The 23,653-nt window shown below is 71.8% G+C and carries 23 protein-coding genes; 12 read left to right on the top strand and 11 right to left on the bottom strand.

The window, feature by feature from the left end:
* Window positions 1-113 precede the first annotated feature (113 nt).
* Entirely contained in the window at window positions 114-959 is an 846-nt protein-coding gene (locus SLV14N_RS33535) for a DeoR/GlpR family DNA-binding transcription regulator (protein ID WP_263272398.1), read from the top strand.
* Window positions 960-1,022: 63 nt separating this feature from the next.
* The gene (locus SLV14N_RS33530) at window positions 1,023-1,496 is read left to right on the top strand and encodes an SRPBCC family protein (RefSeq protein WP_263272397.1); all 474 of its coding nucleotides are present in this window, start codon (window positions 1,023-1,025) and stop codon (window positions 1,494-1,496) included.
* 71 nt (window positions 1,497-1,567) lie between these two features.
* On the opposite strand, the gene SLV14N_RS33525 is transcribed toward SLV14N_RS33530, so the two are convergent.
* Window positions 1,568-2,725 carry a PLP-dependent cysteine synthase family protein gene (locus SLV14N_RS33525; protein WP_208686136.1) on the bottom strand — a complete coding sequence of 386 codons (1,158 nt, stop codon included), beginning with the start codon at window positions 2,723-2,725 and terminating at the stop codon, window positions 1,568-1,570.
* A 238-nt stretch (window positions 2,726-2,963) separates the two neighbouring features.
* On the opposite strand from SLV14N_RS33525, the gene SLV14N_RS33520 reads away from it, so the two are divergent.
* Together SLV14N_RS33520 and SLV14N_RS33515 are read left to right on the top strand one after the other, a co-directional pair.
* The gene (locus SLV14N_RS33520) at window positions 2,964-3,251 is read left to right on the top strand and encodes a hypothetical protein (RefSeq protein WP_208686134.1); all 288 of its coding nucleotides are present in this window, start codon (window positions 2,964-2,966) and stop codon (window positions 3,249-3,251) included.
* Between the two features lie 176 nt (window positions 3,252-3,427).
* Entirely contained in the window at window positions 3,428-3,934 is a 507-nt protein-coding gene (locus tag SLV14N_RS33515) for an ATP-binding protein (RefSeq protein ID WP_208686132.1), read from the top strand.
* Window positions 3,935-4,064: 130 nt separating this feature from the next.
* On the opposite strand, the gene SLV14N_RS33510 is transcribed toward SLV14N_RS33515, so the two are convergent.
* A complete protein-coding gene (locus SLV14N_RS33510) occupies window positions 4,065-4,370 on the bottom strand; it encodes an SHOCT domain-containing protein (protein ID WP_208686130.1) in 306 nt (101 codons plus the stop codon).
* Between the two features lie 265 nt (window positions 4,371-4,635).
* Here SLV14N_RS33510 and SLV14N_RS33505 point away from each other — a divergent pair, with 265 nt between their 5' ends.
* From SLV14N_RS33505 to SLV14N_RS33490, 4 genes are read left to right on the top strand one after another with little or no spacing between them, the layout of a single operon-like run.
* Window positions 4,636-5,226, top strand: a complete 591-nt coding sequence (locus tag SLV14N_RS33505; protein WP_263272396.1) for a TetR/AcrR family transcriptional regulator — start codon at window positions 4,636-4,638, stop codon at window positions 5,224-5,226.
* Between the two features lie 32 nt (window positions 5,227-5,258).
* The gene (locus SLV14N_RS33500; protein WP_148592533.1) at window positions 5,259-5,657 is read left to right on the top strand and encodes a cupin domain-containing protein; all 399 of its coding nucleotides are present in this window, start codon (window positions 5,259-5,261) and stop codon (window positions 5,655-5,657) included.
* 49 nt (window positions 5,658-5,706) lie between these two features.
* Window positions 5,707-6,291, top strand: a complete 585-nt coding sequence (locus tag SLV14N_RS33495; protein WP_263272395.1) for a DUF4865 family protein — start codon at window positions 5,707-5,709, stop codon at window positions 6,289-6,291.
* Window positions 6,288-7,247: a phosphotriesterase gene (locus tag SLV14N_RS33490; protein ID WP_263272394.1), complete on the top strand. Its 960-nt coding sequence runs from the start codon at window positions 6,288-6,290 to the stop codon at window positions 7,245-7,247. Before SLV14N_RS33495 ends, SLV14N_RS33490 begins: the two co-directional genes overlap by 4 nt.
* Before the next feature lie 102 nt (window positions 7,248-7,349).
* Here SLV14N_RS33490 and SLV14N_RS33485 read toward each other — a convergent pair whose 3' ends face one another.
* Window positions 7,350-7,733, bottom strand: a complete 384-nt coding sequence (locus SLV14N_RS33485) for a PPOX class F420-dependent oxidoreductase (RefSeq protein WP_208686122.1) — start codon at window positions 7,731-7,733, stop codon at window positions 7,350-7,352.
* A gap of 150 nt (window positions 7,734-7,883) precedes the next feature.
* The gene (locus tag SLV14N_RS33480) at window positions 7,884-9,104 is read right to left on the bottom strand and encodes an ROK family protein (RefSeq protein WP_263272393.1); all 1,221 of its coding nucleotides are present in this window, start codon (window positions 9,102-9,104) and stop codon (window positions 7,884-7,886) included.
* 35 nt (window positions 9,105-9,139) lie between these two features.
* On the opposite strand from SLV14N_RS33480, the gene SLV14N_RS33475 reads away from it, so the two are divergent.
* Both SLV14N_RS33475 and SLV14N_RS33470 read left to right on the top strand, forming a co-directional pair.
* Window positions 9,140-10,351 (top strand): MFS transporter, encoded by a 1,212-nt coding sequence (locus SLV14N_RS33475; protein WP_263272392.1) that lies wholly within the window; start codon window positions 9,140-9,142, stop codon window positions 10,349-10,351.
* Window positions 10,352-10,460: 109 nt separating this feature from the next.
* Window positions 10,461-11,207, top strand: coding sequence for a maleylpyruvate isomerase family mycothiol-dependent enzyme (locus SLV14N_RS33470; RefSeq protein WP_263272391.1), 747 nt, complete (start codon window positions 10,461-10,463; stop codon window positions 11,205-11,207).
* Between the two features lie 149 nt (window positions 11,208-11,356).
* Here the strand turns inward: SLV14N_RS33470 and SLV14N_RS33465 are convergent, their stop codons facing one another.
* The 3 genes from SLV14N_RS33465 to SLV14N_RS33455 all read right to left on the bottom strand — a co-directional run bounded on the left by SLV14N_RS33465 (window position 11,357) and on the right by SLV14N_RS33455 (window position 14,720).
* Window positions 11,357-12,022, bottom strand: a complete 666-nt coding sequence (locus SLV14N_RS33465; RefSeq protein WP_263272390.1) for a response regulator transcription factor — start codon at window positions 12,020-12,022, stop codon at window positions 11,357-11,359.
* Entirely contained in the window at window positions 12,019-13,329 is a 1,311-nt protein-coding gene (locus SLV14N_RS33460; RefSeq protein WP_263272389.1) for a sensor histidine kinase, read from the bottom strand. Before SLV14N_RS33460 ends, SLV14N_RS33465 begins: the two co-directional genes overlap by 4 nt.
* A gap of 185 nt (window positions 13,330-13,514) precedes the next feature.
* A complete protein-coding gene (locus SLV14N_RS33455; RefSeq protein ID WP_208686110.1) occupies window positions 13,515-14,720 on the bottom strand; it encodes a geranylgeranyl reductase family protein in 1,206 nt (401 codons plus the stop codon).
* A 177-nt stretch (window positions 14,721-14,897) separates the two neighbouring features.
* Between SLV14N_RS33455 and SLV14N_RS33450 the strand changes: the two genes are divergently transcribed.
* Complete coding sequence (locus tag SLV14N_RS33450) at window positions 14,898-16,250, top strand: dipeptidase (RefSeq protein ID WP_263272388.1); 1,353 nt, start codon at window positions 14,898-14,900, stop codon at window positions 16,248-16,250.
* Between the two features lie 536 nt (window positions 16,251-16,786).
* On the opposite strand, the gene SLV14N_RS33445 is transcribed toward SLV14N_RS33450, so the two are convergent.
* The 4 genes from SLV14N_RS33445 to SLV14N_RS33430 form a co-directional block, all read right to left on the bottom strand.
* Window positions 16,787-17,821 carry an NUDIX hydrolase gene (locus SLV14N_RS33445; protein ID WP_263272387.1) on the bottom strand — a complete coding sequence of 345 codons (1,035 nt, stop codon included), beginning with the start codon at window positions 17,819-17,821 and terminating at the stop codon, window positions 16,787-16,789.
* 351 nt (window positions 17,822-18,172) lie between these two features.
* Complete coding sequence (locus SLV14N_RS33440; protein WP_263272386.1) at window positions 18,173-19,084, bottom strand: carbohydrate ABC transporter permease; 912 nt, start codon at window positions 19,082-19,084, stop codon at window positions 18,173-18,175.
* Window positions 19,081-19,992 (bottom strand): carbohydrate ABC transporter permease, encoded by a 912-nt coding sequence (locus SLV14N_RS33435; protein WP_263272385.1) that lies wholly within the window; start codon window positions 19,990-19,992, stop codon window positions 19,081-19,083. The genes SLV14N_RS33440 and SLV14N_RS33435 overlap by 4 nt, the downstream gene beginning before the upstream one ends.
* Before the next feature lie 44 nt (window positions 19,993-20,036).
* On the bottom strand, window positions 20,037-21,293 hold the full coding sequence (locus tag SLV14N_RS33430; protein WP_208686101.1) for an ABC transporter substrate-binding protein: 1,257 nt from the start codon (window positions 21,291-21,293) through the stop codon (window positions 20,037-20,039).
* A gap of 268 nt (window positions 21,294-21,561) precedes the next feature.
* Here SLV14N_RS33430 and SLV14N_RS33425 point away from each other — a divergent pair, with 268 nt between their 5' ends.
* Window positions 21,562-23,637, top strand: a complete 2,076-nt coding sequence (locus tag SLV14N_RS33425; RefSeq protein ID WP_263272384.1) for an NPCBM/NEW2 domain-containing protein — start codon at window positions 21,562-21,564, stop codon at window positions 23,635-23,637.
* Window positions 23,638-23,653 lie beyond the last annotated feature (16 nt).

Raw genomic sequence — 23,653 nt, 5'->3', positions numbered from 1 at the left:
ACAACGCCGTCACTGTCAGTGCCTCGTGCGAGGATGAGGGCATCAGTGATCGCAGGCGGCAGCCAGCGCGTACGACCCGACACAGCGAGCCGGGGCGGAAGGGACGGGCCGGGGTGAGCGACAACCAGAATCTCCTCGCGGAGCAGCGGCGTGCCCTGATTCTCGACGAGGTCAGACGGCGGGGCGGGGTGCGGGTCAATGAGCTGACCCGCAAGCTGAGCGTGTCGGACATGACGGTCCGTCGCGATCTGGACGCGCTGGCCCGGCAGGGCCTGGTGGAGAAGGTGCACGGCGGCGCGGTGCCGGTCAGCGAGCCGAGTGCGCACGAGCCCGGTTTCGAGGCGAAGTCGGGGCTGGAGCTGAGTGCCAAGGAGGACATCGCCAAGGCGGCGGCCGAGATGGCGGCGCCGGGCAGCGCGATTGCGCTGGCGGGCGGCACGACCGCGTTCGCGCTGGCCCAGCAGCTGCTGGAGGTGCCGGATCTGACGGTGGTGACGAATTCGGTGCGGGTGGCCGATGTGTTCTACACCGCGCAGCGGGCCGCGGCCAGTGGTGGCACGGGACCGCGCGCGGGTGCCGCGACGGTCGTCCTGACGGGCGGGGTGCGTACGCCGTCGGACACTTTGGTGGGCCCGGTGGCGGACGCCGCGATCCGGTCACTGCATTTCGATGTGCTCTTCCTCGGGGTGCACGGCATATCGGTCGAGGCGGGTCTGTCGACGCCGAATCTGGCGGAGGCGGAGACCAACCGGCATTTCGTGCGGTCCGCGCGGCGGGTGGTGGTGGTCGCCGACCACACCAAGTGGGGCACGGTCGGCCTGAGTTCGTTCGCGACGCTGGACCAGGTGGATGTGCTGGTGACGGATGCCGGGCTGGCCGCGGGGGCGCGTGCGGAGTTCGCGGAGCTGCCGCCGGAGCTGGTGGTGGCGGGCGAGCAGCCGGAGGACGCAGACATCTGACGGGCCGCCAGCTATGGTGTGCCGCGCAGACCTGCCATCCGTCCCGTAGGGGGTGCTCGTCCCATGGCGCGCCGACTCCGCCCCGTCGAGCTCGACTTCGTCGAGTCCGCCCCGCTGCGGCTGGTCTTCGCCGCGGAGGTCAGCGCGCCGCCGAAGGCGGTGTATGCGGCGCTGGCGGACGATGTGGCCGGCTGGTCGTGCTGGTTCACCGGCGTGGCGCGGTCGGCGCCGACACAGGGCGGCACGGGCCGGGAGGTGCGGCTGACCGGTGGCACCCGCTTCACCGAGACGGTCCTGGCGGCCGAGCCCGATGCGCATTACGCCTACCGTGTCGACACCACCAACGCCCCTGGTCTGCGGGCTCTGTTGGAGGACTGGCGGCTGGCACCGGCGGGCGGCGGCACCCGGCTGCGGTGGACGTTCGCTGCGGACGGCCCGGCACCGTTCCGCTTTCTGCTGACGCTGGCCAGGCCCGGTCTGGGCCGCGCCTTCCGGGAGTCGGCACGGGCCCTGGACCGCAGGCTCACCCGGCCCTGAGCCGGTCCCCGCGGCCCACCCGCAGGCTCGCCCGGTCCTGAGCCGGCCCCCGCGGCCCGCCCCGCCGTGGTTCAGCCGGGCCAGGAGCCGGTGGTCAGGAACTCGTCGAGGGTGCGCGCGTAGGGCGTGATGTCCAGGCCCTGGGAGGCCAGCCAGTCGTCGGAGTAGTACTTGTCGAGGTAGCGGTCACCGGGGTCGCACAGCAGGGTGACGACCGATCCCTTACGGCCGTCGGCGACCATCTCGGCGACGATCTTCAGGGCGCTCCACAGCCCGGTGCCGGTCGAACCGCCCGCCTTGCGGCCTATCGCGGTCTCCAGGGCGCGTACGGCCGCGACACTGGCCGCGTCCGGGACCTTCATCATCCGGTCTATGGCGCCGGGCACGAAGCTCGGCTCCATCCGCGGCCGACCGATGCCCTCGATGCGCGAGGCGGTGGCGCAGTCCGTCTTGGCGTCGCCGGTGAGCCAGCCGTCGAAGAAACAGGAGTTCTCCGGGTCGGGGACGCAGATGCGGGTGTCGTACTGCATGTAGTGGACATAGCGGGCGATGGTCGCGGAGGTGCCGCCGGTGCCCGCGGTCGCCACGATCCAGGCGGGCTCGGGATAGCGTTCGAGCCGCAGTTGCTGGTAGATCGACTCGGCGATGTTGTTGTTGCCGCGCCAGTCGGTGGCCCGTTCCGCGTAGGTGAACTGGTCCATGTAGTGGCCGCCGGACTCGGCGGCGAGCCGGGCGGAGACCTCGTAGACGGTCCGCGGGTCCTGCACCAGATGGCATGTGCCGCCGTGGAACTCGATCAGCCGGGTCTTCTCACGGCTGGTGGTGGCCGGCATCACCGCGATGAACGGCACCCCGATGAGGGAGGCGAAGTACGCCTCGGAGACAGCCGTGGAGCCGCTGGAGGCCTCGATGACGGGCTTGCCGGGGCGGATCCAGCCGTTGCACAGCCCGTAGAGGAACAGCGAGCGGGCCAGTCGGTGCTTGAGGCTGCCCGTGGGGTGCGTCGACTCGTCCTTGAGGTAGAGGTCGATGCCCCATTTCTCCGGCAGCGGGAAGCGCAGCAGGTGGGTGTCGGCGGTGCGGTTGGCATCCGCCTGGACCTTGCGGACGGCTTCTTTGAGCCAGCTTCGGTAGTCCGGATCCGTGCGGTCGACATCGACGGTCGGTATCGGGGCTTCGCTCGCGGCCTCGTGGTCAGGCCGGCTCTGCGGCTGCTGTGCGGTGCTCACCGGCGCTCCTCTGGGATGCGGAGGCCCGCGGACAACGGCGGGCCGATTCCGACTATAGCCACCCGCCGCACCCTTCTCACCTGCATAAACATCACTTTGAGATACCCCAAGGAGGCCGTGGGGCAGGGCCGTTGTGCGCACTGCGCACCGGGGCCACTGGTGCGCCGGGCGCGGTAGCGGCAGACTTCCCCCAAGGGGCGGTGGAGGGCAGCTGCCCGTCTACCGAGGAGGCGCCGGCATGGCGGAGCCTGAGTTCAACGCGACCGGCGTACGGATCGAGCGGTGGCTGCGGTCCCTGACCCGCGCCGGGCAGGTCGTCATCAGCGACGGCAGACTGGCGCTGCTGACCAGCTACGGCACGGAGATCGACAGCGCCCCGCTGCAGGCCGTACAGGCCCATAAGCCACTGTTCGCGGCGCGGGACCGGGCGCTCGCCACGCTCAACGGGCACCGCTATTCGCTCACGCTCGGCGCCCCGGAGCTGTTCTTCAAGGCCCTGGAGGCGGCGCGACCGCAACACCCCTGACGGCCTTGCTCCGGCCGTGGAGGTGCGGTTGCGGGAGCGCTGCGGCTGCCTGACCCTGGACTCGTATCACTGAGGGTTCACCAGCGGTGACGCTGTGGCGCAGTCGGCATCGCTGGATCCGATCTTCGCCCCTGCCCGGTACGAGGGGCGCCCGACCTCATCAGGGAGTCGCGGTCGTGATCAGGCAGCCCAGCAGGCACTGCACGGTGGAGCTCCAAGCCGTTCCGGCTCGCATCGGACATGTGCGCAGAATCGTCTCCGCGCAGCTGCGGTACTGGCGCCTCGACGCCCTGATAGACCCGGCGGCGCTCGGGGTGACCGAACTCCTCGCCAATGTGCACCGGCACGCCCGTCCCAGCAAACAGTGCACCGTGGAACTGTGCGTTCTTCTTGATCAGTTGACCGTCTCGGTGCACGACGAGGACCCCCGGCTGCCCCGGATCCGGGTCGCCGAGAGCTGGGAGACCTGCGGTCGTGGTCTGGCGCTGATCGCGGCGCTCAGCGAGAGCTGGGGGGTGCGCCCGGACGGCAGCGGCAAGGTCGTGTGGTTCACCCTTCCGGCCCTGACCACGGCGCCCGAAGAGGCCCGCGCGGTCCGCGGGTGCGGGGAGTCCCTGCCACAGGAGGACGCCCGTACGGCGGCCGGCTCGCACACCCGGATACGGGGCACCAAGGTCGGCTGACGGGCCGCCTCCGGCCGCCACCCACGGGGCCGTGCCGCCGCGTCGGGCATCCGGCGCATTGCCCTGCCGCGCCTGCCGGTTGACCTCCGGCGGCCGGCCCGGACGGTACGGCGGTCCGGGCCGGCGACGGTCATGCCGCGCCCCCCTTGGGGCCCGCGGCGAAGTGTTCCTCCAGGACGGACAGCCGGCGCCAGTACTCCTCCTCGTCGATCTCACCCGCGGCGAAGCGCCGGCCGAGCACGGCGAGCGGTGAGGGCGTCTCGGCACGGGCGGGGTAGTGCGGGCCGCGGAACCGCCGGCCGGGCCCGCCGTGGCGCCATACGGTGCGGCGCAGCAGTGTCACCACGCCGAAGATGACCAGCGCCCAGAGGACGGGAACGAACAGGATCCAGGGGCCGGGGCCCCCGCCGGACCAGGGGTCGGCGAGTTCGAACATCGCGAACAGCTCCTCGGTGGGCAGATGTCTCCCGGGCCTTCCGGTCCCGGGCGGACCGGGGACTTCCGGTCTTCTTCGAGACTCGCCTTCCGGGGCCCGCCGGTCGTCGTACGGCCAGCGGCTCCTTCCGTACGACCCGGGAAGTACGCGGGGCACCGGCGGCTGCTCCCGATCTCCCGGACGCGCGATCTCCCGGACGCGCAGGGTGCCGCCCGCCGCCCATCCGCTCTTGATCACTGTAACTACTAGTATGTACAGTGCCGTCATGAGCATTCAGGAACCGCCCGGCACGCAGGAACGGCTCGTCCGGAGCACCCAGGAGCTGCTGTGGGAGCGAGGCTATGTCGGCACCAGCCCCAAGGCGATCCTGGAGCGCGCGGGCGTCGGCCAGGGCAGCATGTACCACCACTTCTCGGGCAAGTCCGCTCTCGCCCTGGCGGCGATCCGGCGCACCGCGGAGGAGCTGAAGCGGGCCGCCGAGGAGTGTCTGGACGCCCCGGGCACGGCGTATGAGCGCGTCGCGGCGTATCTGCTGCGCGAGCGGCAGGTGCTGCGCGGCTGCCCGATCGGCCGGATGACACAGGACCGCGATGTGGTGCGGAGCGCCGAGCTGCGCCGGCCGCTGGACGAGATGTTCGACTGGCTGCGGGAGCGGATCACCGAGGTCCTCACCGAGGGACAGCGGCGTGGCGAACTCGCCGCCGCGCTCGATCCGGCGGCGACGGCCGCGACCGTTGCGGCCGTTGTCCAGGGCGGCTATGTGCTGGCCCGCGCCGCCGATGACACCGCGCCGTTCGACGCGGCCGTGGAGGGCGTGCTGGCCCTGCTCGCCGCACAGGTCCCCACCGCCGGCTGAACGCCCCACCCACCACCAGGAGTTCCCGCCCCATGGAGATCACCCGCCAGCGCCCCGCCAGCAGGCCGGGTCCCGCCGCGCACTTCACCGGCAGTGTCTGGCTGGACGAGATCGCGGCGCCGCCCGCGCCGTCCCGGCTCCGGATGTTCAGCGTCCACTTCGCCCCCGGCGCCCACACCGCCTGGCACACCCACCCGCACGGCCAGGTCCTCCACATCACCGAGGGCGCCGGTCTGGTGCAGCGCGCGGGCGGCCCCGTCGAGCCGGTGCGGGCCGGCGACACCGTCTGGATCGCACCCGGCGAACGGCACTGGCACGGCGCGGCACCGGACACCTTCATGACCCACCTGGCGACGGTCGAGGCAGCCGATGACGGCACCGCCGCGGAGTGGGCCGAACTGGTCGGCGCCCAGGAGTACCCGGGCGGGTGACCACCCGCCACAGAAGCCCCCCTCCGCCCCGACCCCTTATGGAGCCGTCATGCACGCCATGCAGTACGCCCTCACCCTGCCCGCCGACTACGACATGCGGATCATCCGGCACCGCGTGGAGTCCAAGGGCCATCTCCTGGACGACTTCCCCGGGCTCGGCCTGAAGGCGTACGGCATCCGCGAGCGCGGGGTCGACGGTTCGCCGGTCAACCAGTACGCGCCGTTCTACCTCTGGGCCGACCCGGAGGCCATGAACCGCTTCCTCCTCGGCGACGGATTCCGCGGTGTGGTCCGTGACTTCGGGCGGCCGGCCGTCCAGCACTGGCAGGGGCTGTTCCACCGTCCGGGCCCGGCCTCCGGTGCCGCGCCCCGCGCCTTCACCCGCCGGACCGAAACCCTCGCCGAGCGCGCCGATCTCGCCACCGTCGTTGCGGACGCGGTCGCCGGACACGAGGAGTTGGCCACCACGGACGGAGTGCACACCACCGCGCTGGCCTTCGACCCCCGGCACTGGGAACTGGTCCACTTCACCCTCTGGGCGGACGGCGCCTCGCAGTCCGCGGGCGACCGCTTCCAGGTGCTGCATCTGTCCGCCCCGGGCACCGGCCGGCTGGGCGCGGGACGACAGTGGTGAACCGGACTCCCGCGGACGGGCCCGACGCCCCCGCCGTCCGTACGGTCCTCGGCGATATCGCGCCCGCCGCTCTCGGCATCTGCGACGCACACGACCATCTCTTCCTGCGCAGCCCCCAACTCCCGGGGCAGGAACTGGACGACGCCGAGGCGGCGGCCGCCGAGCTGAGCGCCTTCCGCGCGGCCGGCGGCACGGCGGTGATCCAGTGGACGCCGTACGGGATGGGCCGCAGCGCCGCCGAACTGCCGCGGCTGTCACGGGAGTCAGGGGTACGGATCGTCGCCGCCACCGGGCTGCACCAGGCGGCGCACTACTCCCCCGAGCTACTGGCGCGGGTCCGCGCGGATCTGGCCGGGCTGTTCGTCACCGAGCTGACCGAAGGGATCGGCGGCACCGGCCCCCGGGCCGGAATGATCAAGGTCGCCGGCGGCTTCCACGGGCTGGACCGGCACGCCCGGCACACCATGGCGGCCGCCGCCGAGGCCCAGCGGGCGACCGGTGCCGCCATCGGCGTCCACCTGGAGCTGGGCACCGGGGCGCTGGACGTACTCGACCTGCTCTGCGGCGCGTTGGCGGTCCCGCCGGACCGGGTGATCCTCGGCCATCTCAACCGCTCGCCGGACCTCGTCGTGCACCGGACGGCCGCCGAGGCCGGGGCGTATCTGGCGTTCGACGGTCCCTCGCGGGCCCACCATGCGACCGACTGGCGGCTGCCCGAGGCACTGGCCGCGCTCGCCGACGCGGGCTTCGGCGACCGGATCCTGCTGGGCGGCGACACCACCACGGCGGGCGCCAGGTCGGTCAACGGCGGCCCCGGTATGCCGTATCTGCTGCGCCGCCACCGGGAACGGCTCGAAATCGCCCTGGGCGCGGACCTGGTGACGCAGTTCCTGACGGCCAACCCGGCACGCGCCTTCGCCGCGGACTGGGCACGGGCGCCCGGCGGAAGCCGGTGACCGGGGCCGGGGGTGCGGTCCGGACGGCAGGGTGTCCTGTCCGTACGGCCGGGCGTGCGGACAGGACGGCCGGGCGTGCGCTCCGGCCGGCCCACCCGGCGCCTACACGGTGACCGAGATCCCCACATGCGGCCGTTTGCCGCCGCGCACCAGCGCGCCGACGCCGTCCATCAACCGGAACCGCAGCCCGTATTTGCGCGCCATCGCCTTGCGCACCCGGCCCAGCCCGGCGGCACCCTCCAGGAGCCGGCCGGTGCCCTCAACGGTGTGGGCTCCCTCGGCGATCCGGCCGCGGACATCGCACGGGGTGACGGTCACCCGGGTGTCCTTGCGCAGCCGCTTCACCTTCCAGCTGTCGTCCCGCGTCCACACCAGGAGCTCCGCCCCCTCGGCCACCGCCCATACGGGGGTGGCCACCGGGGTCCCGTTCCTGCGGTAGGTGACCAGGCTGACGTACGGACTGCGCGCGACCGCTTCGGGAATCATGAGCGCAGCCTAAGGGCTTCCCGTGGACCCGGTCTCCGCCGCGTTCCGGTGCGTCCTCGGCCCCCCGCCGCCGGGTGATTGCGGCGGCGAGCCCGACGCAAAAGCTCCCGCACAGGCCCACGGCGGCGGCCGCGTACTCGTGCCCGTCCGCTACCGGTCGAGGACGACCAGCGGATCGTCCAGGACCGGCTGCCAGGCCAGCTCGGCCGCGCCGACCAGGCTGTTGTGGTCGAGGCCGCAGGGCAGGATCGGCACCCCGCCGCCGCGGGCCCACAGGCTGCGGTCGGCGACCACGGCGCGCAGCCGTTCGGGGTCGGCTTCCAGCAGGGCGCGATGCAGTCCGCCGAGGACGATGCGGTCGGGGTTGAGGATGTTGACGAGTCCGGCGAGGCCGAGCCCGAGGCGGTCGATGAGGAGATCGGCCGCGGCACGGACCCCCGTATCGGCGTACTCGTCCCGCAGCAGATCGGCGGCCTGCTGGAGCAGGGAGACCTCCGGGCCCGGTTCGCGGCCCGCCGCGCCGAGGAAGGCGAGCGGGTCCGCCTCGACGTCCAGGCAGCCGCGGCTGCCGCAGTGGCACGGCGCGCCCTCGGGGTTGACCGTCAGATGGCCGACCTCCAGCGCCAGGCCCGAACTGCCGCTGTGCAGACGGCCGTCGAGCACCAGCGCCCCGCCGACTCCCCGGTGGCCGGAGGCCACACAGAGCAGATCGCGGGCGCCCCGGCCGGCCCCGTGCCGGTGTTCGGCGAGCGCCATGAGGTTGACATCGTTGCCGGTGAAACCGATCTGCTCGGTGACTCCCGGGATGCCGGCCTCGGCGAGCGAGCGCAGGAAGAGGGCGCGTACGGGGGCGCCCGAAGGCCAGGCGAGGTGCATCGGCTTGAGGGCCTCGCCGTCCGGTTCGGCGACCGCGGAGGGCACCGCGAGGCCGGCACCGAGGCAGCGCCGTCCGGTCTCGCGCAGCAGGTCCGAGCCGGCCGCGACGACATCGGCCAGCACATGTACCGGGTCGGCGGGGATGGTGCCGCAGCCGGCCGAGGTGGCCACGATGCGGCCCCCGAGACCGACCAGCGCGACCCGGAACCCGTCCGCGTGGATCTGCGCGGCGAGCACGACCGGTCCGCGTTCGGCGACGAACAGCCGGTGGGAGGGGCGCCCTTGGGAGCCGGCCGAGGCGGTCGGCCGGGAGTCGACGGTGATCAGTCCGAGCGCTTCGAGCTCGGCGGCCACCGCTCCCGCGGTCGCGCGGGTCACGCCGAGTTCGGAGGTCAGGACGGCGCGGGTGGGCGCGCGGCCGGTGTGTACGAGCTCCAGTGCGGGTCCGAGGGCGCCGCGGCCCCGTTCCAGCCTGGTTGTCCGAGTCTGGGTCACACCCCTATTCTGACTTTGTGCCGACGCTAAACAAAATGCGGAGGGCCCTCACGAAGGGGCACGGCTCCGTCCCCGCCGAGCCGCGCCTGACCCGCACCCGTATCGCGCTCACCGCATTCTTCGCCATGGACGGCTTCCTCTTCGCCGGATGGGTCGTCCGTATCCCCGCGATCAAGGCGCAGACCGGCGCCGGAGCGGGCACCCTCGGGCTCGCCCTGCTCGGTGTGTCGGCCGGCGCGGTCGCCTTCATGATGATCGCCGGACGGCTGTGCCGGCGGTTCGGCAGCTCCGCCGTGACGGCCGCCGCCGCGGCCGCCCTCTCGCTGAGCATCGTGCTGCCGCCCCTCACCCGCTCCGCGACCGCGCTGGGGCTGGTCCTGCTGGTCTTCGGCGCGGCATACGGCGCGCTCAACGTCGCGATGAACAGCGCCGCGGTCGCTCTCATCGGCGCTCTGCGGCGCCCCGTGATGCCGGGCTTCCACGCCGCCTTCAGCCTGGGCGGCATGCTCGGCGCGGGCCTCGGCGGACTGCTCGCGGGCAGCCTGTCGGCCACCGTCCATCTGCTGCTGCTCGCCGCGATCGGATTGCTGGTGACGGTCGTTGCGGGGCGCGCACTGTGCGGACACCCGGTGCCGGAGGTCCCCGAGCAACTGCCCGCCGCGGAGGGAAGCCGTCCGGGGAGCGTCCGTGCGGGCCGGGCGCGCCGGCTGGTGCTCGTCTTCGGGCTGATCGCCCTGTGCACCGCGTACGGCGAGGGGGCGATGGCCGACTGGGGCGCGCTGCACCTCTCCCAGGACCTGGGCGCCGGGCCCGGTACGGCCGCCGCCGGATATGCGGTGTTCGCGCTGGCGATGACCGTGGGGCGACTGTCCGGAACGGCGGCCGTGCAGCGCTTCGGGGCAGACCGGGCACTGATCGCGGGCGGGACGGTGGCGACCGCGGGCATGCTGCTCGGGGCGCTCGCCCCCACGGCCTGGGCGGCCTGTGCCGGCTTCGCCGTCGCCGGCCTGGGGCTCGCCAACATCTTCCCCATCGCCCTCGCACGGGCCGGCGAGACCGGCGGCCCGGACGGGGTCGCCGTGGCCTCCACGGTCGGCTACGGCGGCATGCTGCTCGGCCCGCCCGCCATCGGCTTCCTTGCCGAGGCGGTCGGTCTGCCCGCCGCGCTGACCACGGTCGCCCTGCTCGCCGCGCTCGCGGCGGGCATCGCCTGCGTCACCCGCGGGGCACACACCGGGCGGCCGTGAGGCACCTGCGTACCCATGGCCACCGGCACCCGCGCAGCTCCGGCGCGCCGCGGTCGCCGTCCGGACCCGCGGAGGTCCGTTGTCAGTGCCTGCTGGCACACTCGTGCGCATGGAGATCACTGAGTTCGTCGAAACGCTGCGACTGGACGGGGGCCTGCTCGCCGACGCCGCACAGGAGGCGGGGCCGGATGCCCGGATTCCGGCCTGTCCCGAGTGGCAGATGCGGGATCTGGTCACCCATGTCGGACAGGTGCACCGCTGGGCGACGGAGTTCGTGACGCAGGGCCTACAGCAGCCCAGCCGTCCCCCCGAGGCCCCTGATCTGGCCGACGACGAGCTCGTGCCGTGGCTGCGCGAGGGCCACCACCACCTCGTCCTGGCGCTGCACTCCGCGCCGCAGGACCTGGCCGCCTGGACATTCCTGCCCGCCCCGTCCCCGCTGGCCTTTTGGGCGCGCCGGCAGGCGCACGAGACCTCGGTGCACCGCGCGGACGCCCAGCAGGCGGTCGGTGCCTCCCTCACTCCCCTCCCGTCCGCCTTCGCCGCCGACGGGATCGACGAAATCCTGACGGGCTTTCACGCCCGCGACCGCAGCCGGGTCCGTACGGACCTCCCCCGGACACTGCGGCTGCGGGCGACGAACTCGCCCGGCGCCGACTGGACCGTGCACCTCTCCGACGCCCCGCCGCACACGGTGCGCACCGCCCCGGACGCCGGAAAGCCGGCCGACTGCACGATCGAGGGCCCGGCCGAGGAGCTGTATCTCGCGCTGTGGAACCGCCTGCCGTGGGACGCGCTGACCATCACCGGCGATGAGTCGCTGCCCCGGCTGTGGCAGGAGCGGGGCGGCGTCTGAGCTCGGGGGCGCCGCGGGCCGGGGGCACTGCGGGCCGGGCGCTCGCCCGGCCGACGGCCGCCCACCGGACCGTGCCCGTGCCGGCCTGCGCGCTGCGGATCGCCGCCGCGCGGCGCTTCCCCCGCGTCCGCCCGGCACCCGGTCCGGATTCACCCCAGCCAGCCGGGCCGCACCAGCCCCGACTCATAGGCCAGCACGACGAGTTGGGCGCGGTCGCGGGCGCCCAGTTTGACCATCGTGCGGCTGACATGCGTCTTGGCCGTGAGCGGGCTGACGACCAGCCGGCGGGCGATCTCCTCGTTGGAGAGGCCGATGCCGACCAGCGCCATCACCTCGCGTTCCCGCTCGGTCAGTGCGGACAGCGCATCGGCCGCGGCCGGCTCCTTGGAGCGGGCCGCGAACTCGGCGATGAGGCGGCGGGTGACCCCGGGCGAGAGCAGGGCGTCACCGGCGACGACCGCACGCACCGCCCGCAGCAGCTCCTCCGGTTCGGTGTCCTTGACCAGAAAGCCGGAGGCTCCGGAGCGGATCGCCTCGAAGACGTACTCGTCCAGCTCGAAGGTGGTCAGCATGACGACCTTCACCTCCGGCAGCCGCGGATCCTCGGTGATCCGGCGGGTGGCCACCAGACCGTCCACCACGGGCATACGGATATCCATCAGGACGATGTCCGGGCGGTGTGTCAGGACCCCGGCCAGCGCCTGCTGCCCGTCCGCGGCCTCGGCGACCACCTCGATATCGGGCTGGGCGTCCAGCAGCACCTTGAAACCGGCCCGCACCAGCAGCTGATCGTCGGCGAGCAGTACCCGGATCACGGCTCCTCCTCGGTGGCGGTGGGGGTCGGGGTCGAGGTCGGGGTCACCGTATCCGCACCCGGGTCCCGGCCCGGCGCCCTCGTCCCGGTCAGCGGGATGCGGGCCCGGACCCGGAAGCCGCCGTCCGGGCGCGGGCCCGCCTCGACGGTGCCGCCCAGCGCGGCGGCCCGCTCCCGCATCCCGATCAGTCCGTTGCCGCCGCCCGGCTCACCCGTGCCGGCGGTCGCCGGGCCGTCGTCGTCGACCCGGATCTCCAGCGCTCCGGGGGTGTGGCGGAGCAGGACCCGGGCGGTACGTGAGCCGGAGTGGCGGACGATGTTGGTGAGCGCCTCCTGGACGATGCGGAAGGCGGCGAGGTCGGTGCCGGGCGGCAGCGTGGCCGGGGCGCCCTCGGTGGTGAGGTCCACGGCGAGCCCGGCGCTCCGGGCCTGCTCGGTGAGTTCGGGCAGCCGGTCCAGTCCGGGGGCCGGGGAGCGTGGGGCGTCGCCCGGTGTGCGCAGGGTGTCGAGCACCTGACGGACCTCGCCGAGCGCTTCCTTGCTCGCGTCCTTGATGGTGGTCAGCGCGGACCGCGCCTGCTCCGGGTCGCTGTCGAGCAGCGCCAGCCCCACGCCCGCCTGGACGTTGATGACGGAGATGCTGTGCGCCAGGACGTCGTGCAGCTCGCGGGCGATCCGCAGCCGCTCCTCGTCCGCCCTGCGGCGTTCCGCTGCGGCCCGTTCGGCCTGTGCCTTCGCCAGCTGCTCCCGGCGCACCCGTACCAGCTCGGAGAGGGCCACCACGGCCACCACCCAGGCGATGACGAACAGTTCCTGCCCCCAGGGGGCGGGCCCGTCGTGCGGGGGCGGCAGCCACCGGTAGAGCCAGTGGGCGACCACTACGTGGGAGGCCCATACCCCGCCCAGCGCCCACCAGGCGACCTTGCGGTGTCCCGCGACGACCGCCGCGAACGCGCCGAGGGCGAGGACGAGGAAGACCGGTCCGTACGGATAGCCGGCCGCGAGGTAGGCGGCACCGGCGGTGGCGGTGCCGACGGCAACGGTGCGCGGGTAGCGGTGCCGGAAGAGCAGCAGGGCCCCGCCGAGGACCAGCAGCGCGCGGCCGAGGGAGTCCAGCGGGACGCGGCCCGGCTGGTCGTGGCCGGCGAAACCGGAGCCGACCGTCACCACGAGCGTCACGACGAGGGTCGACAGCCAGGGCAGCCGGGTGCCGGTCCGGCCGCGCGGTTCCCCGGGCGGGGCCGCCAGCCACCGCTCCCACGCCGGGCCGACGCAGCGCCGCGCCCACGGCGGCCGTGCATTCTCCATGCCGTCACGCTAGACCGCGACGGGGCCCGGCCGCGTCAGCCCGGCGCGGTGATCAGACGTACTCCTCCGGGAGTACGGCACGGCACACATCCCGCGCTGCCGGCCCTCGACCGGCACCCGCCCGAGCGTGCCGCGGAGAGGCCGCCGGACCTGCCGCCAGACGCCCCGGCCGGCGCCGTCCCGTCTCAGCCGCGGTCCATCGCCTCCAGCGCCCGGCGTGCCATCGAGTGCGTGCGCACGATCTCGGCCAGCGTCGTCGTCCCGCGGGTGATCTTCGCAAAGGCCTGCCAGGCCGGGCGGAAGCCCGTGACCGCGGCATGCAGCAGACCGGGGCGGCGCGAGAAGACCTTGAGCATCTGGCGGCCCACGCCCATCTCCACACCGAGGCCCGCCTTGATGGCGAAGGCGTAATTCAGCGCCTGGCGGCGGGCGTCCACCGCGTCATGCGCCTCGGAGACACGCACCGCCCACTCCCCCGCGAGCCGCCCGGACCGCAGCGCGAAGGAGATGCCCTCCCGCGTCCACGGCTCCAGCAGCCCGGCCGCGTCCCCGCACACCAGCACCCGGCCGCGGGACAGCGGGGAGTCATCGGCGCGGCAGCGCGTGAGATGCCCGGACGAGATGCTCGGCTCGAAGCCCGCGAGGCCCAGCCGCCCGATGAAGTCCTCCAGATAGCGCTTGGTCGCCGCGCCCTCGCCACGCGCGGAGATGACACCGACGGTGAGGGTGTCGCCCTTGGGGAAGACCCAGCCGTAGCTGCCGGGGATCGGGCCCCAGTCGATGAGCACCCGGCCCGCCCAGTCCTCGGCGACCGGCTCCGGCACCGGGATCTCTGCCTCCAGGCCCAGGTCGACCTGGTCGAGCTTGACCCCGACATGGGCTCCTATACGGCCCGCGCTGCCGTCCGCGCCGATCACGGCACGGGACAGCACCACCTCGCCGTCGCCGAGCACCACCGCGACGGTCCGCCGGTCCGGCACCTCGGCGCCGTGCTGCTCCACCCGGGAGACCGTGACGCCCGTACGGACCGTCGCGCCCGCGTCCTTGGCGGACTCGACCAGCCGGGCGTCGAACTCGGGGCGGTTGATCAGCCCGAACAGCATGTTCTTGGAGCGGCGGGTGCGGGTCAGCCGGCCGTTCAGCGAGAACGTCACCGCATGCACCCGGTCGCGCAGCGGCAGGTCGAAACCCGGCGGGAGGGAGTCCCGGGAGGGTCCGATGATGCCGCCGCCGCAGGTCTTGTAACGCGGGAGATCCGCCTTCTCCAGGAGCAGCACCCGGCGTCCCGTACAGGCCGCGGCATGCGCGGCCGAGGCTCCCGCCGGCCCCGCGCCCACCACCACGACGTCCCACACCTGCTGGTTGTCCTCCGCTGCCCGCTCGCTGCTCACCTGTGCTTCTGCTCCCGTTCGATGCCTGGCTGCGTGTACCGCCCGCATCCTACGGGCCGCTGTTGCTCAAGGGGCCTGTGGGAAGATCGGGGGCACTGATGCCCGTACGTCCGGCCCGCCCGGCTCACGAGGCCGGACCGCCCATACGCACAACGTCGCGCCCACAAGGAGCGTTCCATGTCTGACAGCCCGCTCGCCCGCACCATCGCCGCGCTGCAGCCCCGTGCCAGGAACGAGCTGGCAGAGCTGGTGGCCTTCAAGTCGGTTGCGGATCCTGCGCAGTTCCCCAAGAGCGAGTGCGAGGCGGCGGCCAACTGGATCGTCGATGCGCTGCGGGCGGACAGTTTCCAGGACGTGGCGCTGCTGGACACCCCGGACGGTACCCAGTCCGTGTACGGCTTCCTCCCCGGCCCGGCCGGCGCCCCCACGGTCCTGCTGTACGCCCACTACGACGTGCAGCCACCGCTGGACGAGGCCGCCTGGGACTCCCCTCCCTTCGAGCTGACCGAGCGTGACGGCCGCTGGTACGGCCGCGGTGCCGCGGACTGCAAGGGCGGCCTGATCATGCATCTGACGGCGCTCCGCGCGCTCAAGGAGCACGGCGGCATCCCGGTCAACGTCAAGGTGATCGTGGAGGGTTCGGAGGAGCAGGGCACCGGCGGTCTAGAACGCTACGCCGAGGCGCACCCGGAACTGCTCGCCGCCGACGCCATCGTCATCGGCGACACCGGCAACTTCCGCGTCGGCCTGCCGACCGTCACCGCGACACTGCGCGGGATGACGCTCGTCCGCGTCCAGGTCGACACCCTGGAGGGCAATCTGCACTCCGGCCAGTTCGGCGGCGCGGCCCCCGACGCGCTGGCGGCACTGATCCGCATCCTGGACTCGCTGCGCGCCGAGGACGGCTCGACGACGGTGAACGGGCTGACTGCGGACGCCACTTGGGAGGGCCTGCAGTATCCGGAGGAGGACTTCCGCAAGGACGCCAAGGTCCTCGACGGGGTCGGCCTGCTCGGCAACGGCTCGATCGCGGACCGCGTCTGGGCCCGCCCGGCCGTCACGGTGCTCGGCATCGACTGCCCGCCGGTGGTCGGCGCCACCCCGTCCGTACAGGCGGGCGCCCGGGCGCTGGTGAGCCTGCGGGTGCCGCCGGGCACGGACGCGGCCGAGGCGACCAAGCTGCTGGCGGCACATCTGGAGAGCGCCGCTCCGTGGGGCGCGCGGGTCGCGGTCGAACAGGTCGGCCAGGGCCAGGCGTTCCGGGCGGACACCACCAGCCCGGCGTACACGTCGATGGCGGCGGCGCTGCGGGAGGCGTACGACGGCGAGGAGATGCAGACCTCCGGCATGGGCGGCTCGATCCCGCTGTGCAACACGCTCGCCGGCCTCTACCCCGACGCGGAGATCCTCCTCATCGGCCTGAGCGAGCCGGAGGCCCAGATCCACGCGGTCAACGAAAGTGTTTCGCCACAGGAACTGGAACGGCTTTCGCTGGCGGAGGCGATTTTCCTGCGGAGCTATGCCGTTTAGTTCCCCACGTTTTCGGCTTTCCCGCCGTGGTGGTTTGTCGCCGTTGCGGGTCCGCTGCGCGGGGCGTGGGCTCGGGTGACGCTTGCGGGTGCCTCGCCGTTGCGCCTGCGGCGGGCGGGTGGTTGTCGGGTGCGGTGACGGACCTCCGGGGCCTGGTGTGTGGACTGCTTCGCTTTACGTCCACACACCAGGCCCCTCCGGCCCGTCCCCTCCCGTGGGAGGAGTCAGTGACGGTGAGTGGGGGCGGACGTCCGTAGACGCCGATTTCACTCCTGCTTCGCGAGGAGCACATGACCACCGACGACCACCCCCACCCACCGTTTCCCATCCCCCAACGGGAGGGGACGGGCCGGAGGGGGAGGGGTGTGGGACGTAAAGCGCAGCAGTCCCACACCCCTCCCCCTCCGGCCCGTCACCGCACCCCGACAGCCCCGCGCAGCGGACCCCGCCCGCCGCAGGCGCCACGGCGGGACAGCCAAAAACGTGGGGCCGAGGCAAAGCGCAGCGGACCGGCGGGACAGCCGAAAACGTGGGAGCTACCCGAGAGGGACACCCGCCTCCAGGTGGAGCGGACAGCCCCGCTCGCGGGCCCGTAGGGCCCAGTGGAGGCGGTTCCAGCGGACCGGCGGGAGCATTTTCTCGGCCTCGGCCTCGGTGACGAAGCGCCAGTCGCGCAGTTCCGCGCCGGGCAGCAGCAGCTTGCCGATTCGGTCGCCGGTCAGCGTGCCGCCGTCGTAGAGCAGCCGGAGACCGCCGAAGCCGGGCGGCTTGGGGGCTTCCCAGTCCAGCACCAACAGCCGGAGCGCACGCGGCAGTTCGATGCCCAGTTCCTCGGCGACCTCCCGTACGCCGGCCTGTGCGGGGGCCTCACCGCGTTCCACGACGCCGCCGGGGAATTCCCAGCCGGCCTTGTAGGTCGGGTCGACGAGCAGCACCCGGTCCTGGTCGTCGAAGAGCAGGACGCCGGCGGCGAGCGTCTCGGCGGTCGGCTCGGGTGTCTGCACGATGTCGCAGGCACCGGCGCCGGTGCGTACGGCCTCGGCGACCTGCTCGGCGGCCTGTCGGGGGGTCAGCCGGGTGGTGTCGACGACATGCGCGTCGCCGCGCAGCCACGGCAGGGCGTCGGCGTACGGCGTGAGGTGTTCCAGGCACCAGCGGCGGATCGACATATTGATTTCGGCGTCGCCCGAGGTCTCCTCGCGGTGTGCTATCCGCTCTCGCAGGATCGTTTCCTCGGCGTGCAGCAGGACATGCCGTACGGGTATCCGGCGGGCGGCGAGGGCGCCGAAGATCTCGTCGCGGTACTCCTGGCGCAGCAGCGTCATCGGCGTCACCAGCGGGCCGGACACTTCGGTGAGCAGGGCCGCGGCGGTGTCCACGACCATGCGCCGCCAGGCCGGCAGGTCCTGATAGTCGTCGATCTCCTCGAACCGCTTGGCCGGCAGCATCAACCGCAGTCCGCTGCCGAGGAGTTCGGGGTCGTAGAGCGTGCTTCCGGGAAGCAGGTCGAGCAATTCATGAGCCGTAGTGGTCTTGCCCGCACCGAACGTGCCGTTCAGCCAGACGATCACGGTTTCCCCTCTTCCCTAGACCCCAGGTGAGTTGCCCGCAACACCCTGCCACGGAAACGCTCGGGAACCAGGGGCCGCGCGCACGACGGGAACGTTGCACATTCGACCATCGGCCCGGCCAGGGGGACTTCGCTCACCCATGGACGCGCCGATCGAGAAATGCCGCGCGCGGCGGATGCTCGGTCACCGTATCCGCCGCCGCGAAAGCCCCCGGCTAACAAGCGCTCCCCCGCCCCTCCTGTACCGAAACCCCCACCCGATACCGGGTTTCCGGACAGCTGCCGTCCCCTGGGGCGCCGCATATGACGGCGGCCCATCGTGGGCCCGGCGGCCGGTTCCCTACGGTCCCGCCTACCCCTTGCTCGCGCCGAGGGTCAGACCGGCGATGAAATGACGCTGGAGGAGCAGGAAGACCAGGACCGTGGGCAGCGCGACGAGGACGGATCCCGCGGCGAGAAGGTTGTAATCCGTGAAGAATTGTCCGCGCAGATTGTTGAGGGCCGAGGTGACCGGGAGTTTGTCGCCGTCGGAGAGGAAGACCAGGCCCCAGAGGAAATCGTTGTACATCCAGGTGAATTGCAGCGTGCCCAGTGCGGCGAGCGCGGGGCGGCACAGGGGCAGGGTGACCCGCCAGTACTGGGCCCAGACACCGGCTCCGTCGACGATCGCGGCCTCCAGGATTTCCCGTGGCAGGGTGCGCATGAAATTGGCCAGCACGAAGACACAGAAGCCGAGTTGAAAAGCGGTCTGTACGGCGATGACGGCCCAGAGGGAGTCGTACATCGTCAGGGAGTCGGACATCCAGTACGGCAGCGGAATCCTGTTGAACAGGACATAGAGCGGGGTGACGATCACCTGTTGGGGCAGCAGGTTCCCGGCGGTGAAGACCATCAGCAGGACGAGGCCGCCGCGGATCCGCAGCCGGGACACCGCGAAGGCCACGAACGAGGCCAGGAAGAGGGTGAGCAGCACACCGGGGACGGCGATGAGCAGCGAGTTCAGAAAGTACTTGCTCATTCCGGAGTCGACGAAGGCCTGGCGGTAGTAGTCGAAGGAGAGCCGGCGCGGGAAGGAGAAATAGCCGTATTTCGCGGTTTCCTCGTAGGGGCGCAGCGAGGCGTAGACGGCCAGCAGCAGCGGGGCGAGGAAGGCGAGCGAAACGGCGCCCAGGAAGAGGTGGACGCCGAACCGGCCGCGGCGGCGGGTCGGTTGCGGGGCGGCAGGTCCCGGTCGTAGGGCGGGCGGTGCGGTGGTGGCGGTCATCGCTGCTGCTCCCCTCGGAGTTCCTGGACGAGATAGGTCACGATGAATCCCAGGGAGACCAGCAGCAGGACGACGGCGAGGGCCGAGCCGAATCCAATCCGGCTCGCCTCGCCGATGATGTTGTCGGTGACCAGCACGGAGAGCAGCTCCAGGCCGTTGCGGCCCTTGTTGACGGCGTAGACGATGTCGAAGGCGCGCAGCGATTCGATGACGGTGATGACGCCGACGATGACATTCACCGGGCGCAGGGTGGGAAGGACGATTCGGAAGAACGTCTGGCGTGCACTGGCGCCGTCGAGAGCGGCGGCTTCTTTGAGGCCGGGGTCGACGGATTTCAGTCCGGCGAGGTAGAGGATCATGACATAGCCGGTGTGCCGCCAGCAGGCGGCCAGCAGCACCATCCAGATATTGAGTTGGGGATTTCCCAGCCAGTCGGTGGGATTCCGCCCGCCGATGACCGCGTTCAGTGCGCCCTGGTCCCGGGAGAGGATCAGCTGGGCGATGAAGCCGACGACGGCGAGCGAGAGCACCACCGGCATATAGAGCGTCGACTGGTAGAAGCGGCTGAAGCGGACGCCGCGGTCGATGAGGACGGCGAGCAGCAGGCCGAAGGGGGCGGCGAGCAGCCCGAGGAAGACCAGCCACAGCACGTTGTGGCGGACCGCGGGCCAGAACTGCGGGTAGTTGGTGAAGAGGTTGTCGTAATTCTTGAGGCCGGCCCACCGGATATCGCCGATCCCGTCCCAGGTGGTGAAGGACAGTCCGACGGAGGCCAGCGTCGGGCCCCAGATCAGGGCGAGGTCGAGCAGGATGGGTAGGCCCAGCAGCACGCCGAGGACGATGACATCACGGCGGGTGTGGCGCCGCGGGCCCGGTCGTCCGGCGCGCCGTGCGCGGGTGTTCGGCACGGCGGTTCGCTCCCCGTCTTTCCCGGCGACTGTTCGGCGGCGCCTCACGTGGCGGAGAAAATCTGCTTCTTCTGGCGTTCGATGTCGTTCACCAGTCCGTCGATGTCATCCGGTCTGTTGAGGAACTGCTGGATCGCCTGGATCAGCACGGTCGAGGCGAAATCGGGCCGGGTGTCACGGTCCAGGAACTGCGATATCTGCTTCGCGCCCGAGACGAGCTGCACGGCCTTCTTCTGCAGCGGGGTGTAGGCGGCGGCGTCCGCGCCGCTGTTGACCGCGATGTTGTTGGGGTCGGACCGGAGATAGACGTCCTCCGCCCCGGGGGTGGCGAGGAACCTCAGAAGGTCCTTCGCTCCGTTCCTGTCCTTGGCCTTTTTCGACATCAGGAATCCGTCGATCGGTGCCTCGACCGCGTCCTGGCCGTGCGCCGGGTCGATCTCCGGGAAGGGGAAGAAGTCCAGGTCCTCCCGGTCGGCGGCGCTGAACTGCTGCCCGGGGTGGGGCAGTCCGAGCACGGTCATACCGGCCTTCTTCTGTGCGAGGGTCTGGGCGGCCTCCTGCCAGGTACGGCCGTTGGCGCCCTTCTGGTGGTAGGGCAACAGCCCGCGCCACAGGTCGAAAACCTGCTTCACCTGCGGACTGTTCCAGGATTTCTGGCCGCGCAGCAGCGCGATATGGAAGTCGTAGCCGTTGGCGCGCATATTGAGGTAGTCGAAGGTGCCCATCGCCGGCCAGCCGTCCTTGTCGCCGAAGGCGAACGGCACCAGGCCGTCCTTCTGCATCTGCTTGGCGAGCGCCCGGTACTGGTCAAAGGTCTTGGGGACGTCGTACCCCTTGTCCCGGAAGACGCTCTTCCGGTGGAAGACGGCCCACGGATAGTAGTAGTACGGCACCAGGTACTGCTTGCCGTCCAGACCCGTCGACTGCTTCTTCAGCGCATCGGTGAATCCGTCGAACTCCCGCCACAGATCGCTGATGTCGCAGAGCAGTCCCTTCTGCGCGAAGTACTGCATACGGTTGCCGGCGAACCACATGAAGACATCGTCCGGGGTGCCCTGGAGATAGCGGTTGATGTTCTCCTGGAAGTTCTCGTGGTTGACGGTATTGACCCGCACCGTCTTCTTGGACTTCTTCTCGTACGCCTTGAAGGCCTCGGCGAAGGCCTTCTTCGGCACGGCGTCCGAGGCGTTGGAGCCCATCGTGACGCCGCTGGGGCCGCCGCTGCAGGCGGCGAGCAGGGCCGGGAGGGCCACGGCCCCCGCGCCGACCGCCGCGCCCCTCAGCAGAGTCCGGCGGGACATCCGATGTCCTGCCGCTTCCTCATGTGCACCCGAGCCGCTGCACGTTGACTGGACCATGTCCCCCTCCTCAGGGGTGGAACCAAACAGAACCGAACGCGAGTGGTGGGATCTCACTCCGAACGGCAGGTCCAGTCAAGGGTTTTGGCAGGCGGAGCAGGAACCGATACCGCTCCTCTTCCAACAGACTTCAACAAGGCCTACCGTAAACACTCGCACGCGACCGGTACCCGACCCCACACACCTCTCGCGAAGACGGAGGACGCGAACCATGCGCGTTCATATCCGCACCACCCACCGGCGAGGACACCGAAGAATCGTCGGAGCGCTGTCCGCCGCGCTGCTGTGTACGGCAGGGTTGACCGCCCTGCCCGCCGCGGCCCGGACACCCGATGCCCCGGACCCCGGCGCCGCCCGCACCGCCCGTACCACCGGCACCGATCCGGCGCCCCGGCTGCCCGACGGGCTCGCGAAGACGCCCCCGATGGGCTTCAACAACTGGAACTCCACACACTGCCGGGCGGAGTTCAACGAGGAGATGGTCAAGGGCATCGCCGACCTCTTCGTCACCAAGGGCCTCAAGGACGCCGGCTATCAGTACGTCAATCTCGACGACTGCTGGGCGCTGCCCACCCGCGACGGGAACGGCAAGCTCGTTCCGGATCCGCAGCGCTTCCCGCACGGCATCAAGGCGGTGGCCGACTACGTCCACTCCAAGGGCCTGAAATTCGGCATCTACACGAGCGCCGGGATCAAGACCTGCAACCCGGCCGGGTTCCCCGGCGGCCTGGGCCATGAGAAGTCCGACGCCCAGCAGTTCGCCGACTGGGGTGTGGACTACCTCAAGTACGACAACTGCAACAACATGGGCGTGGACGCCAAGCAGCGGTACCGCGCCATGCGTGACGCCCTCAGGGCCACCGGGCGGCCCATCGTCTACAGCATCTGCGAATGGGGCGAGAACAAGCCCTGGGAGTGGGCGTCGGACGTAGGGCATCTGTGGCGCACCACCGGCGACATCAGTGACTCCTGGTCGAGCATGCTCGCAATCGCCAAGCAGAATCTGCCGCTCGCACCGCACGCCGGGCCCGGGCGCTGGAACGACCCGGACATGCTGGAGGTCGGCAATGGCGGGATGACGGACACCGAGTACCGCAGCCACTTCTCCCTGTGGTCGATGATGGCCGCACCGCTGCTGATCGGCTCCGATCTGCGCAAGGCGAGCCCGGAGACGTTCGAGATCCTGGGCAACAAGGACCTCATCGCCATCGACCAGGACCCGCTGGGCAAGCAGGCCACGGTGCTGAAGTCCGAGGAAGGCCGCTGGACGGTGGTCAGGCAACTGGCCAACGGCGACCGTGCGGTGGCACTGTTCAACGAGACCGGCCGGCCGCAGCGGATCGCCACCACCGCCAAGGACCTCGGTCTGCCGCAGGCCGACGGCTACCGGCTGCGCGATCTGTGGCAGCACCGGGACACCCACACCACGGGCACCGTCTCCGCGACCGTCCCGGCGCACGGCACCACCGTCTACCGTGTCTCCGCCGACCCGCGCTGGGCCACCTACCCGCCCGCCGTCGAGACCGGCACCGACCGTACGCCGCTGGTCGAGGCCGGCGCCCCCGCCGGACTCCGCTCCACCGTCCGTAACCTGGGCGCCACCCCCGCCAAGAACCTCACGGTGACGCTCAAGGCCCCGCACGGCTGGCGGGTCAAGGCCACCTCACCCGCGTCGGCCCGCGCACTGCCCGCCGGCCGGGCGCTCCGCACCACCTGGCGGATCACCGCGCCGGCCGGCACCACGCCGGGCGCCTACGCCCTGCCGCTCACCGCCGACTACCGCTCCCCGCGCGGCGAGCGGATCACCACGACACTGCCGGGCACGGCCCATGTCGTGGTGCCCCCGCCGTCCGGGACCGCGGACGCCGCCGCACTTCCCTGGCTCACCGCCACCAACGGCTGGGGCCCGGTGGAGAAGAACAGCAGCGTCGGGGAGGACGGTGCCGGGGACGGCAGGCCGCTCGGCATCGGCGGCACCGGCTTCGCGAAGGGCCTGGGGGTACATGCCGCCAGCGAGGTGAGCTTCTACACGGGCGGGCGGTGCTCGGAGTTCCGCGCCCGGACCGGCATCGACGACGAGGTCGGTGACCGGGGCTCGGTGGGCTTCGAGGTGTGGGCCGACGGCAAGCGGGTCGCCCGGATCACCGCGGTGACCGGCGCGGATCCCGCCGGGACCGTCAGCGCCCCGGTCGCCGGTGCGCAGACCGTCCGGCTGGTCGTGACCGACGGCGGGGACGGGATCGACTACGACCACGCCGACTGGGCGGACGCCACGTTCAGCTGCTGAGGCGGCAGTTGCTGCC

This window comes from Streptomyces sp. Je 1-4 4N24, assembly GCF_026239515.1.
Lineage (GTDB): Bacteria > Actinomycetota > Actinomycetes > Streptomycetales > Streptomycetaceae > Streptomyces > Streptomyces nigrescens.
The sequence above is the reverse complement of the archived record's forward strand: the minus strand, read 5'-3'. Positions and strand labels throughout refer to the sequence as shown.

Bases quoted from the DNA above. Each gene is read 5' to 3' on its own strand.
- SLV14N_RS33530 (WP_263272397.1), top strand. From the start codon at position 1,023: ATGGCGCGCCGACTCCGCCCCGTCGAGCTCGACTTCGTCGAGTCCGCC.
- SLV14N_RS33520 (WP_208686134.1), top strand. From the start codon at position 2,964: ATGGCGGAGCCTGAGTTCAACGCGACCGGCGTACGGATCGAGCGGTGG.
- SLV14N_RS33510 (WP_208686130.1), bottom strand. From the start codon at position 4,370: ATGTTCGAACTCGCCGACCCCTGGTCCGGCGGGGGCCCCGGCCCCTGG.
- SLV14N_RS33505 (WP_263272396.1), top strand. From the start codon at position 4,636: ATGAGCATTCAGGAACCGCCCGGCACGCAGGAACGGCTCGTCCGGAGC.
- SLV14N_RS33500 (WP_148592533.1), top strand. From the start codon at position 5,259: ATGGAGATCACCCGCCAGCGCCCCGCCAGCAGGCCGGGTCCCGCCGCG.
- SLV14N_RS33495 (WP_263272395.1), top strand. From the start codon at position 5,707: ATGCACGCCATGCAGTACGCCCTCACCCTGCCCGCCGACTACGACATG.
- SLV14N_RS33485 (WP_208686122.1), bottom strand. From the start codon at position 7,733: ATGATTCCCGAAGCGGTCGCGCGCAGTCCGTACGTCAGCCTGGTCACC.
- SLV14N_RS33475 (WP_263272392.1), top strand. From the start codon at position 9,140: ATGCGGAGGGCCCTCACGAAGGGGCACGGCTCCGTCCCCGCCGAGCCG.
- SLV14N_RS33470 (WP_263272391.1), top strand. From the start codon at position 10,461: ATGGAGATCACTGAGTTCGTCGAAACGCTGCGACTGGACGGGGGCCTG.
- SLV14N_RS33460 (WP_263272389.1), bottom strand. From the start codon at position 13,329: ATGGAGAATGCACGGCCGCCGTGGGCGCGGCGCTGCGTCGGCCCGGCG.
- SLV14N_RS33450 (WP_263272388.1), top strand. From the start codon at position 14,898: ATGTCTGACAGCCCGCTCGCCCGCACCATCGCCGCGCTGCAGCCCCGT.
- SLV14N_RS33440 (WP_263272386.1), bottom strand. From the start codon at position 19,084: ATGACCGCCACCACCGCACCGCCCGCCCTACGACCGGGACCTGCCGCC.
- SLV14N_RS33430 (WP_208686101.1), bottom strand. From the start codon at position 21,293: ATGTCCCGCCGGACTCTGCTGAGGGGCGCGGCGGTCGGCGCGGGGGCC.
- SLV14N_RS33425 (WP_263272384.1), top strand. From the start codon at position 21,562: ATGCGCGTTCATATCCGCACCACCCACCGGCGAGGACACCGAAGAATC.